The sequence below is a fragment of the Photobacterium sp. GB-50 genome (genome assembly GCF_003026755.1).
Classification (GTDB): domain Bacteria; phylum Pseudomonadota; class Gammaproteobacteria; order Enterobacterales; family Vibrionaceae; genus Photobacterium.
Genome location: NZ_PYNX01000007.1, coordinates 118,650 through 130,710, shown reverse-complemented (window position 1 = coordinate 130,710; position 12,061 = coordinate 118,650). Strand labels below are relative to the sequence as shown.

Annotated in this window: 12 protein-coding genes; 8 read left to right on the top strand and 4 right to left on the bottom strand. The window is 38.7% G+C overall.

From position 1 onward, the window contains the following. Positions 1 to 73: 73 nt before the first annotated feature. On the bottom strand, positions 74 to 997 hold the full coding sequence (locus C9J41_RS11555; protein WP_107207889.1) for an alpha/beta fold hydrolase: 924 nt from the start codon (positions 995 to 997) through the stop codon (positions 74 to 76). 271 nt (positions 998 to 1,268) lie between these two features. Here C9J41_RS11555 and galE point away from each other — a divergent pair, with 271 nt between their 5' ends. Further along, positions 1,269 to 2,288, top strand: coding sequence for a UDP-glucose 4-epimerase GalE (gene galE / locus C9J41_RS11550; protein WP_107207892.1), 1,020 nt, complete (start codon positions 1,269 to 1,271; stop codon positions 2,286 to 2,288). Between the two features lie 93 nt (positions 2,289 to 2,381). Here the strand turns inward: galE and C9J41_RS11545 are convergent, their stop codons facing one another. Further along, positions 2,382 to 2,981 (bottom strand): DUF2238 domain-containing protein, encoded by a 600-nt coding sequence (locus C9J41_RS11545; protein WP_107207893.1) that lies wholly within the window; start codon positions 2,979 to 2,981, stop codon positions 2,382 to 2,384. Between the two features lie 223 nt (positions 2,982 to 3,204). Between C9J41_RS11545 and C9J41_RS11540 the strand changes: the two genes are divergently transcribed. Beyond that, the gene (locus C9J41_RS11540; protein WP_105062160.1) at positions 3,205 to 4,545 is read left to right on the top strand and encodes a DEAD/DEAH box helicase; all 1,341 of its coding nucleotides are present in this window, start codon (positions 3,205 to 3,207) and stop codon (positions 4,543 to 4,545) included. 123 nt (positions 4,546 to 4,668) lie between these two features. On the opposite strand, the gene C9J41_RS11535 is transcribed toward C9J41_RS11540, so the two are convergent. After that, entirely contained in the window at positions 4,669 to 5,220 is a 552-nt protein-coding gene (locus C9J41_RS11535) for an SPOR domain-containing protein (protein WP_107207894.1), read from the bottom strand. 306 nt (positions 5,221 to 5,526) lie between these two features. On the opposite strand from C9J41_RS11535, the gene C9J41_RS11530 reads away from it, so the two are divergent. The 6 genes from C9J41_RS11530 to C9J41_RS11505 all read left to right on the top strand — a co-directional run bounded on the left by C9J41_RS11530 (position 5,527) and on the right by C9J41_RS11505 (position 10,984). Continuing rightward, complete coding sequence (locus C9J41_RS11530) at positions 5,527 to 5,907, top strand: LexA family transcriptional regulator (RefSeq protein WP_107207896.1); 381 nt, start codon at positions 5,527 to 5,529, stop codon at positions 5,905 to 5,907. A gap of 13 nt (positions 5,908 to 5,920) precedes the next feature. Next, on the top strand, positions 5,921 to 7,231 hold the full coding sequence (locus tag C9J41_RS11525) for a Y-family DNA polymerase (RefSeq protein WP_107294602.1): 1,311 nt from the start codon (positions 5,921 to 5,923) through the stop codon (positions 7,229 to 7,231). A gap of 111 nt (positions 7,232 to 7,342) precedes the next feature. Next, complete coding sequence (locus C9J41_RS11520) at positions 7,343 to 8,713, top strand: histidine-type phosphatase (RefSeq protein WP_107294601.1); 1,371 nt, start codon at positions 7,343 to 7,345, stop codon at positions 8,711 to 8,713. Between the two features lie 176 nt (positions 8,714 to 8,889). Continuing rightward, positions 8,890 to 9,120 carry a hypothetical protein gene (locus tag C9J41_RS11515; RefSeq protein ID WP_107207901.1) on the top strand — a complete coding sequence of 77 codons (231 nt, stop codon included), beginning with the start codon at positions 8,890 to 8,892 and terminating at the stop codon, positions 9,118 to 9,120. Positions 9,121 to 9,376: 256 nt separating this feature from the next. Beyond that, positions 9,377 to 10,219 (top strand): tetratricopeptide repeat protein, encoded by an 843-nt coding sequence (locus C9J41_RS11510; protein WP_107207902.1) that lies wholly within the window; start codon positions 9,377 to 9,379, stop codon positions 10,217 to 10,219. A gap of 159 nt (positions 10,220 to 10,378) precedes the next feature. Beyond that, the gene (locus C9J41_RS11505) at positions 10,379 to 10,984 is read left to right on the top strand and encodes a sugar O-acetyltransferase (RefSeq protein WP_107294600.1); all 606 of its coding nucleotides are present in this window, start codon (positions 10,379 to 10,381) and stop codon (positions 10,982 to 10,984) included. 80 nt (positions 10,985 to 11,064) lie between these two features. Here the strand turns inward: C9J41_RS11505 and C9J41_RS11500 are convergent, their stop codons facing one another. Further along, the gene (locus C9J41_RS11500; RefSeq protein WP_107294599.1) at positions 11,065 to 12,015 is read right to left on the bottom strand and encodes a YeiH family protein; all 951 of its coding nucleotides are present in this window, start codon (positions 12,013 to 12,015) and stop codon (positions 11,065 to 11,067) included. Positions 12,016 to 12,061 lie beyond the last annotated feature (46 nt).

The window sequence follows — 12,061 nt, the reverse complement described above, 5'->3', positions numbered from 1 at the left end:
GTTAATAACGTTAGAAGCCAGTGATAATGAGGGAAGAATGTATCTTCCCTCTTATTTACTACTGCTCACTGATTTATTGTTGTAAAAAGTTATTAATCAGTTCAGATGTGAGGTGGGGTTGCTCATTAGTCACACCGTGTGCAGTATTTGGGATAACCACGATGGGTGCTTGAGTATATTTGCTGAGTTTGATGCCATTAGATAATGGAAATATCTTATCTTTTTCACCCCAAATGAGCATGAGTTTCGGCAAATGAGTAGGATCGAATTGCTGAATACGATCACGATCTAATGGCAGTGTTTGGATCAAACTGGTACGTTCTGGCTTCCATTGTGAAAAATAGCCTTGATAGATTTGCTCTGCAACAAAATCCGGCATTGGTTTTTTTTTCACAAAAACATTGTCGTATAAACGGCGAATACCGTCAGCACCATTCGGCACAAATAACGCTTCTGGTGTATTCACATTGGCACGTTTAACCAAATCAGCTAAGTCGTTATCGCTAAAAAGCGGGCCTGGGCTAGCAATGATAATGGCTTTATTGATCCTCTCTGGTGTCGTCATCATATCGTAAGTAATAAAACCGCCGTAAGAGATACCAGCAACATTGATTTTTTGTAGTTTTAAGTGATCAACAAGTTGCCATATTGCTTGAGTTTGGGTCGCTAAACGTGCTTCTGCTTTACTTTTTGATTCACCAAACCACAATAAATCAGGCGCGATAACACGATAATGTTTGCTTAACTCAAGCATTTCAGCTTTCCATGTTGCCGCAGCTGTTCCGCCAAAACCGTGCAATAATAATAAAGGTTCACCTTGTCCACCTTCCCAGTAAGTCAGCGTTCCGCCTTCTTTTAATGCAAGGGAATGTTTAGTAAAACCATCATCATGTAGTACGGTTTGATCATGATCGGTTTTCCATTGAACCACTTCACAGCCATTGAGAAGAGGTAGCAAGCTGCATACCATCATAGTTATAGGAAATAAACGTTTCATAGTGACTCAATAGTTAAAAAAGCACTGCATAATAATACGGTGTTTTATAATAAGGGTGCAAGTCATTAAAACTGGAGATATTGTTTGTAATTGTAAACATAGATAATAAAGATTAAGTGCGTTCGATGGCAATATTAAGCATAACTGACTTGAAACTATGGTGATGAATCACGATAATTATCGTCAACTGATTGATTATCCATTTAATATGACGGCTTAATATAGCTTTGTATGAATGTGATAGCCTCTATTTTAAGGATTAGGAGACACTATGCGTGTTTTAGTTACTGGTGGCATGGGATATATCGGCAGCCATACTTGTGTACAAATGATTGAAGCAGGTATGACACCAATTATTGTCGATAATTTGTATAACAGTAAAGAAACAGTATTGGGTCGTATTGAAAACCTAACTGGCGTTAAACCTACTTTTTATCAAGGGGATATTCGCGATCGTGCTTTTTTAGATAAAGTTTTCGCTGAAAATGAAATTGATGCTGTTATCCATTTTGCGGGTTTAAAAGCAGTGGGTGAGTCAGTAGAGAAGCCTCTTGAATACTACGATAATAATGTTCATGGCACATTAGTGCTTGTTGAAGCTATGCGTGCGGCTGGTGTGAATGCATTGATCTTTAGTTCATCAGCAACGGTTTATGGCGATCCCGCTTCTGTACCAATTACAGAAGACTTTCCAACCAGTGCGACCAACCCTTATGGCCGTAGTAAGTTAATGGTTGAAGAGTGTTTGGCCGATATTCAACACGCTCATCCAGAAATGAGCATTACGTTACTGCGTTACTTTAATCCTGTTGGTTCGCACAAATCAGGCACTATGGGTGAAGATCCACAAGGTATCCCGAATAACTTGATGCCATTTATTTCTCAAGTTGCAGTTGGCCGCCGTGAATTCCTATCTGTGTTTGGCAATGACTATCCAACGATTGATGGCACTGGCGTTCGTGATTACATTCATGTCGTTGATCTTGCTGATGGTCACTTAGCAGCACTGAACCATAAAGGCTCTGAAGCAGGTTTACACATTTATAACCTAGGTACAGGTAAAGGTAACAGCGTACTGCAAATGGTTGATGCATTCTCTAATGCTTCAGGTGTGGAAGTGGCTTACCGCATTGCACCGCGTCGTCCTGGTGATATTGCTGAATGTTGGGCCGATCCTGCAAAAGCAAAAGCAGAGTTACATTGGGAAGCGAAATTAACCTTAGATGATATGACACAAGATACTTGGCGCTGGCAGTCGACTAACCCAAATGGTTATCCAGACTCTGAATAATTAGCGTTAGCACTGAATTACGAATAATCAAAAGGCGCTCACTTTATATTGAAGTGAGCGCCTTTTTGATATGAGCATTTAACAGCAGATGTTTTAACCTTCGGTTTGCTTATAGGTTTTAAAAATAAAGAATAAGATCAAACTAAACACGGCACCTAAGGTGTCAGCTAACATATCTTTCTGAGCATCCCAAATATCTCCTTGAGAGCCTAAGAATTCAATGCCTGCTTCACCACCAGCACTTGCAGCGTACCACCATTCAATGATCTCATAACCAGCAGCAATCGCCATGACAGCAAATAAACCAAATAAACCGGCAATAAGCGGCTTACAATGGTCTTTTCTCACTAAATATTCAGCAATAGGGAAAGCATAAAAGCCAATTGAAAAGTGGGCAAGACGATCAAAATTATTACGTCGGGAACCAATTAAATCATTAAACCAATCAAATGGGACATTCGCAAAGGTATAGTGAGCGCCGATATTGTGTAGTACTAACCATACTGCCATTAAAGCGTAAGCAAGGTTACTAAAACGATAGTAACGGAAAGTGAAAATGAGTATTCCAAAAATAATAATCAGCGGAATGGCTTCTGCTATCCATACTTCTCTAAAAGCAGGGTTTATTCCTAAAATGATGAAAAAGAGGGTATAGGAAACGGCTAACCATAATGGGAATTTATTTTCTGACATCATACATCCTTATTGAATAAATCTTCGCTAGATTAGACTAAATGCTCATTGCTTTCCAATTCGCTTTTATCTGCCGCTTTATGAGAAAATGAAAAAGGTAAATATGCTTTCTTAATCAGAACTTGTGTTATAATCAACGGCTAATGTTTTTCACGTTATTGTGATATTCATCATAGTTAACTGTAAACTCTATCCAAAGAGTTGTTTTTACCGGAGCGTCATTTTGCATTTTAAAGATCTTGGATTAGACCCACGCCTACTGAAAAAAATCAATCATTTGGCGTTTGATCGAGCAACCGAAATTCAGCAAACAGCTATTCCTGTTGCTATCGCAGGCAAAGATATCTTAGCCTCATCGAAAACGGGTTCCGGTAAAACATTGGCGTTTTTGCTTCCTGCAATGCAACGTATGTATCGTAGTAAGCCGTTTACACGCCGTGATCCTCGAGTATTGATCCTGACACCAACGCGTGAATTGGCTAAACAGGTTTTTGCGCAATTACGTACATTAAATGCAGGTACACCTTATGACGGTACCTTGATTGTTGGTGGTGAAAACTTTAATGATCAAGTTAAAGCACTTCGTAATGACCCTATGTTTGTTGTTGCAACACCGGGTCGTTTAGCTGATCACCTAGAGCACCGTAGTACGCACCTTGACGGTTTAGAAATGCTAATCCTTGATGAAGCAGACCGTATGCTTGATTTAGGTTTTGAAGCACAACTTCGTCGTATTAACGAAGCGGCTAACCACCGTCGTCGTCAAACCTTAATGTTCTCTGCAACGTTAGACCATTCAGATGTCGTAGAAATTGCATCTGAAATGCTTGATAACCCCAAGCGTATTTCGATTGGCCACTCAGCAGAAGAGCATAAAGATATTACACAACGCTTTATTCTTTGTGATCACTTAGATCATAAACAAGCGTTACTGGATAAAATCTTAGAAACCCAAGATTACAAACAAGTTATCATCTTTACTGCAACCCGTGCTGATACTGATCGTTTAACCGCTGAACTAAACGAGCGCAAGCTAAAAGCCGTTGCATTAAGTGGCAGCTTAAACCAGAACCAACGTAATAGCATCATGAGCCAATTTGAGCGCACATGTCATAAGATCCTTGTTACAACGGATATTGCTTCTCGTGGTTTAGATATTGATAACGTATCACTGGTCATTAACTTCGATATGCCTAAACACGCGGAAGAATATGTACACCGTGTAGGTCGTACAGGTCGTGCGGGTAACAAAGGTGATGCTGTATCACTGGTTGGCCCTAAAGACTGGAAGAGCTTTAAAAACGTTGAAGCATTCTTAAAGCAGAAGATTGAATTTACCACTATCGAAGGGTTAGAAGGTAAGTTTAAAGGGTTGAAACCTGCGCCTAAGAAGAAGTTTATTAAGAAGAAACCAACAGGCGATAAAGTGGTTGCTCAGAAGCAGCAAGCTCCACGTGCTAAGAAGAAAGTGGATAAACGTTTTTACGAAAACCAAGCGGTGGGTAACGACGTATTTATGCCGAAGAAAAAGCGCAATACAGACGTGAGTAAAGATGGCGAATAAGCTCTCTATTTAATCACTGCAAAAAAGCCAGAGTATGACTCTGGTTTTTTATTTATGTTAAAAAATATAGACGATAAAAAACCAGCCTAAGTGCTGGTTTTTTATTGCGTAATCAAAGGTTGATTAACGTAGTTGGTATACCTGACCTTCTTTGTCAGCTTTCACCTTGGCAAAGCTTAATGGGAATGGTCCTTGTGCTTGAACAGATGCAGGTAGACTGTGAATAGCTTGGCGAGCTTCATCTTTTGTTGCAAAGTTACCATAAATGACAGCGTACCAGTTACGGCCGTCGACATGTTTCCAGTTAACCCAGATTGGCTCATTACCTGTAATTGGCTGTAGGTAACCACGTAAATTACGCTCTTCACTTAGTGCTAAGATTTGTACTGTGTAACGAGAAGGAGAAATATCACCAAATGCTTGGTCGTTAGTCATTGATGTCTCATCTTCAAGGTGCGCATTATTGTTGTTGATATAATCGCTATCAATCACTGGCGGTGGCGTTACTGTTGTTTCAGGAACGACTGTATGAGTTGGTTTTTCACACTGAAAATTAGCACCATCAATTTTTGATGGCATAAGGTAACCTGAATCGCATGGGCTGTCAGAAGATGCACAACCAGATAAAGCTAATAGGCCTAAAAGAGTAACTGCCTTACGAGTCAGCAACGTCATATGTGTCTCCATAATCTTTGAGAGTAGATACTATATCGACGAAAGCCTAGAAATAGGCGTCAATATTCAGTATCGGATTTTATTTAATTCATTGTATCCAATAAAGGTATATTCTCCGCATTAAAATAGTATAAAAAACGCTGTTTGATGATTTTTCATTCGATTAAAATACTGATTTACTAGTTTTTAATATGTTTCATGAATAATGGATTTTTGCAGTAAGAGAAAAAACAATAAAAAAAGTGACCTTACAGTACCAATTGTATTAAACTGTATAAATGTACAGTATTATTTTTGGTCTGTTTAATGACAGCATATCCGTATTTTATTGAATCAGTGATGTGTGGTTTTCCATCTCCCGCTGATGGACATCAAGAGAGTTTAGATCTTGATGAGTATTTGATCCGCCATCCTAATGCGACTTTCTTTTTGCGTGCATCCGGTGAGTCCATGATTGGCGCTGGAATTTTTGATGGTGATTTGCTGGTGGTTGATCGGGCTGAAAAGGTGATCCCTGGGCGAATAGTTATTGCACGCATATATGATGAATTTACCTGTAAACGTTTAATTCGTTTAAATGATGCTTGGTGGTTAAAAGCAGAAAATCCAGCCATGAAATCATTTCCTCTACCTCAAGATGCTGAAATTTTTGGTGTCGTGACCCGTAATATTCACAATTTACTTTAATGCTGTATTTGAAATGACAATATCTGAAATTATTACAGGTAAACACGATCAAGTGTGGGCATTGGTAGACGCCAAGAGTTTCTATTGTTCTTGTGAACAGTTGTTTGATCCAACGTTAGTGAATAAGCCCTTAGTGGTACTTTCAAATAACGATGGTTGTTGTGTCGCTCTTTCTGATCAAGCGAAAGCACTGGGCATTCAACGTGGTGCGCCATGGTTTAAAGTTGAACGAGATGTCCGTATGAAAGGCGTTCAGGTACGTAGTTCAAATTACAACTTATATGCCGATATGAGTCGTCGTTTTATTGAAGAGCTCTCTAAATTTTCTCCGTGTGTTGAACAATATTCAATAGATGAAGCCTTTGTTCGTCTTGATGGTTTTAAGTTAGAACAATTGCAAGATTATGGTCGCGAAATTAAAGACACTATTTATAAAAATATTGGATTACCTGTTCGTGTAGGGATTGGTGCTACAGCAACCTTGGCTAAATTGGGCAATCATGCAGCCAAAGTGTATGAGCGACAGGTGAATGGTGTCATTCAAATTGACAGTGATTATAAAAGAGAATGGTTATTAGCCCGTACAGATATTCAAAATATTTGGGGAATAGGGGCAAAAACGGCAACGAAGTTACGTACATTAGGTATTGATAATGCATTACAACTATCTCAAAAGAGCGCGCCAGAAATGCGGCGAGTATGGAATGTCGTTCTTGCACGAACAATAATGGAATTGCAAGGTGTCGCGTGCATTGCGCCTGGGGATATTGATGAAACCCGAAAACAAATTTTATCGAGTCGAAGTTTTGGGCAAGGCATTACCGAGTTTGAAGAGTTAAAATCTGCTTTGGCTTTTCATTGTCAACGAGCGGGAGAAAAACTACGAAAACAAAGAAGCCAAGCCAATATTGTTGGTGTGTTCTTACGTACTAATCGCTATAAACAACTCCCACAGCGAAACCGTAGTAGCGCAGTGGCACTTATGTGCCCAAGCCAAGATAACTATAAGTTTATTGAATCCGCAATACAGCAGCTAAAACAGCTCTATAAAGAAGGCTATGAGTATCAAAAAGTTGGTGTGATATTAGATGAACTGACGCCAGCTGAAAACAATAGTTTTCAATTAGATATGTTTGATACCAGTGCTTATGATGAAGCTAAACGTCGAGATTTAATGGCAATCACCGATATGATGAATGCGAAGTTTAAAAATGGAATTAAACCCGCCTCTGTTATTGCAACTTCCAACTGGCATATGAAGCAAGCACATCGTTCTAACCGTTGGACTACACGACTTGATGAATTACCGATTGCGAAATGTTAAACCTCTGTCGCGGCGAATAGTTTTAAGTTGACAAAAGCCTGACCTAAATGAAGATAAGTTGTCACATAACTCGCATAATCTCGCGTTTTTACACGAATATTAAGGTTTTATATGCGTTATCTTGCTTTGTGTTGTGCTCTGGGCGTTATCGGGATCACAGCTTGTCATTCAGATGATAAACCCGTTCCCGTTACTGAGTATCAATTTGGTACAAAAACAACTTATGCGCCACAGCAGAAACGCGGTAGTTACCAACAAGCACCGCAAGGTTATGAGTTAGTTTATTCTGAGTTGGTCTCTCGTCATGGCTCCCGTGCACTTTCCAGTTTTAAATATGACGATATTTCAATGCAAATTTGGCGTGAGGCACAAAAGCAAGGTGCGCTTACTCCATTAGGTGAAAAGCTCGGTGCTGAAATCGAACGTATGACTGCAGCTAACGAAGCGTTAGGTTACGGTAATTTATCCGGTTTAGGTCATGATGAATTGTTGGCGATTGGTAAGCGTGCAGCACAGCGCAATCATTCTTTGGTTGATCAAGCAATAGAAAATCAACGTCATGTTGTGGTGGAATATTCAGGTAAAGATCGCGCACTGGCAAGTGCCAATGCTTTTACTGAAGGTTTGACAGAAAATAACCAAGATCTCGCCGATTTACTGTTAGAACCAAAAGTTAACAAAGCGCAGTTGTATTTCCATAAAGAAAACAAAGAATACAATGACTATGTTGATCACGACGCTGCATTAAGAGCGGCTATTGATCGTTTATTCGATAGCGAGAAATCTCATCAAGTAGCACAAGCAGTATTAGAAAGTCTCTATAGTCCGGAGTTTGTACAACAAATAGTAAATGGTGAACTGAAGTTTTATTCAACAGAAGAGCCTGATGAGTTATTGGCAGAAAATGAAGTCGATGCAGTAATACATTTGTTTAACCTCTACTTAATTGCGCCAGGTATGGCACAAGAAGCAGGTGAAGAGCCTTGGCACTTTGAGCAATTCTTTACTCCAGAAGAAACTCAATGGTTAAGCTATGTATTAGATGGTGAAGATTTTTATGAAAAAGGCCCAAGCTTTAACAATACTGATATTACTTACAAGATGGCATCGGTATTGGTTGATGACTTTTTCAATGAAATCGAAAAAATTAAACAAGGTAATGAGCAGGCGGCACTAAAGGTACGTTTTGCCCATGCTGAAACTATTATGCCTTTTGCTGCCAATATGCAATTGAAAGGTAGTGAAGAGGGTGTTGATCCTCAAACGACCTTTAGCTACGACAACAATGATTGGCACGGTAAATGGGTAGCACCTTATAGCAGTAATATTCAGTGGGATGTGTATCGTGGTGAAGCTGATGATTTGCTTGTGAAAATGCTTTATAACGAGAAAGAAATTGGCTTTAAATCATCATGTCACCCTATTGAGGCTGGGAGCTATTTCTATCGCTTTAGTGAATTAAAGCGTTGCTATAAGCAATAATCGCTAACCGAGTTGATGCTCTATCTGTATCGTAAGAGCCAAATAGTATGTTCGCTTTTTAATACTCACATTTAATAACGAGTATTTGATAGACTATTTTACTCTATCAAATACTCAATCGATATTTTTCAACCTTCATCACTCTATTACTATTAATCAGCAGATAGGAGTGAAGTATGAAAAAATGGTTAGATAAAAATAATGATAAAAAGCTTAGAATTACAGCGGCATTGATTGCGATTGGGCTAATAGTTGCTTCGCTAATGACATCAGGATTAATCAGTGCAATTTGCGATTTAATCGCCTTTGTTATTCTTATTACAGTGGTATGGCTTAAAGTTGATGAGAGTAAACATCACGCAATTCAAACTGTATCTAGATCCGATAGGGTTGAAATTGAACCATAATACTGTGAGTTCGTAATGTTGATTTATTGATAACTTCTATTTAGTTTTTTAATAGGGGATTTACATTTTAGAAGAGTAAATGGTCTTATTTCAATCATTACAAAACTAGAAAGTGATGATTAATTATTCGATATATTTCTATTAAACTGCTTATATACCTATTTTTCAGCAATTTACCTTCACTTTTTGCTATTTAGTCCCTCCATTTGCTATGGTTTCAGAAGTTGTACTGTTTACCTATGTAAAAGGAATACTTATGCGCTTGCTTATAGGGCTATTAGTTTCTCTACTTCTCTGTTTTTCTGTACAGGCAAGTGAAAAAAAATACTCAGAAACGGACATGTTAGAAAAGCCGTTCATGGAACGTTATATTCTTGATGAATTGAAAGATTTACGTGAATCACAGCAAGATCTTGAACGTCGAATGGTGATAGAAATTACCGATCGCGAATTATCAGTTGCCGATAAGTCATTAAATTATGCGAATGTCACCGTCACTTACTTTTTCTACATTATTGCGGGTGTCGCATCTCTTATCGCTTTTGTTGGATGGCAGTCTCTTCGTGAGTTCAAAAGTAACACCACTGAAATGGCGGATAAACGATTAGAGAAGATTGCCCAAGAATATGAGAAGAAGTTCTTGGCGCTTGAACGAGATTTAAAACGTAAAACACGCATTATTAGTGAAAATAATAAAGAAATTGAGAAAATTAACGAAATTCATAACCTTTGGTTACGTGCGCAAAGTTCTCAAACACCAGAACAACGTATTGGCGTGTATGACGAAATTTTACTTATTCGCCCCGGTGATCTTGAAGCGTTAACCTATAAAGCAGATGCGGCAATGGAAATTAAGGAATACCATTGGGCGCTGAGCTTATGTAATCGAGTGTTGGAGGTGGATGACACCAATGGTCCAGCACTTTATCAGCGTGCTTGTGCTTATTCTCGATTAGGGATTGAAGAGCAAGCGATTGAAGATCTAGAGCGTGCGATTATTGCAAGCCCATCTATTCGTGATTTAATTGCGGATGAGCCTGATCTTGATATTCTTCATGGTAATGGCCGTTTTGACTTGTTGTTATATTCACCTGAATAAACAAAATTGTATTTATCCTTTTTAATTAAGATCTCTATCACGAAGCGGCAAAATGATAGCCGCTTTTTTATTTATCCGTGTTTCTTGTTATATAAAATAGCTGCGCCATCAGATACTTTATTTATTATATTGAAATGTCTATTGGTATTAGAGGCAAGGATGAGCAGCAAACTATCAGATTTCTCCGTACATTTACCCATCAACCCAGAACTTGTCCAATTTCAGCAAAGTGTTAAAGAAAAGCTGTATGACTTTAACCATGCTCGACCATCAGAAGACGAAAAATATCATCGCATCCTGTCTGAGTTATTGGGTTCGGTAAATGGCGTTACTATTCTTCCGCCATTTTATTGTGATATGGGAAAGAATATACATTTCAAACGTGGTGGTTTTCTTAATGCAGGCGTTAAAATTTTAGATATTGCTCCAGTGATGCTTGGAGAGTTCGTTCAAATTGGACCAAATGTGGTTATTAGTACAGCAGGTCATCCATTAGATATTGCTGAAAGAGTCTTACCTATTGCCGCTGCTAATCCTATCACTATTGGTGATAATGTATGGATAGGAGCCGGAGCCATAATATTAGACGGGGTTACTATTGGTGATAGAAGTGTCATTGGCGCAGGTAGTATTGTAACGAAAGATATTCCTGCAGACTCTGTTGCTGTAGGTAATCCCTGTCGAGTAGTAAAAAAAATCGAGCATAGTGCTATACCATCAGAAGCAGAATTAGAAGAGATGTGGCGTCAAATTATGGAAATGTAATACTCAAGGCTGCTAACCAGCGTATAAAAACAAAGAGCCAGACATATAGTCTGGCTCTTTGTTTAGACAATAGCGAAAAGTTAAGGGATAAACATTTCGATATAGATTAATGAGGATATACCAATAGCAAGCCAGAGTAGCACACCTAATAACATTGGTTTTGGACCCGCATTTCTCAGCTTATTAACAGTGATCCCAGAGCCGATTAAGAATAGACACACCACCAGCAAACGTTTAGAAGCTGTAAATATCATATCGTAAACAGATTGAAATTGCGGTAAAAAGTGCGCAATTAAAATAGCAACACAATATAAAACGATAAAGTAAGGTACCGCGATTTTCTTGCTGTTCCCTTTAAAAATTAAAGCACTGATAAAAGCGACAGGGATGATCCATAATGCACGCGCTAACTTTAACGTTGTTGCTGTTTTTAAGGCTTCATCCCCGTAAGAACCAGCTGCACCGACAACAGATGAAGTGTCGTGAATGGCAATCGCTGCCCATGTTCCGAAAGCGTGCTGGCTCATGTCCAATAAATGACCAATAGCCGGGAATACAAACAGTGCGACAGCGTTTAAGACAAATACCGTTGCTAAGGCAAGTGATGTTTGCTCATCTTTTGCATTAATAGCAGGGGAAACCGCTGCAATAGCGCTACCACCACAAATTGCAGTACCAGAGGCAATTAAATGACCGGTTTTCTTATCTAGTGATAAAAAGTGAGTAGCAATCCAGCCTAGAAGTAGCGTAAAGAAAATAGAGCAAATGATTAAGCCTAATCCAGCTTTACTGGCTTCAATTGCCTCATTTAAATGGATACCAAAGCCCAAACCTATAATGGAATAAGATAAAAGTTTTTTGGTTAGGGCAGCGATATTAAATTGTGAAGGGACTAAACCAAAACTGGCAAGTAGAAAACCAAGAATTAAAGCGATTGGCGAACTGATAATAGGCAGTAAACATAATAATGCAGTACAAATAAAAATCGCGTCCATTGGTCGTAGACGTTTGAGGTTATCAATGATGGGCATAGTAATAGCGATAAAAATATAATTATAATTAAGAATATTATACGCT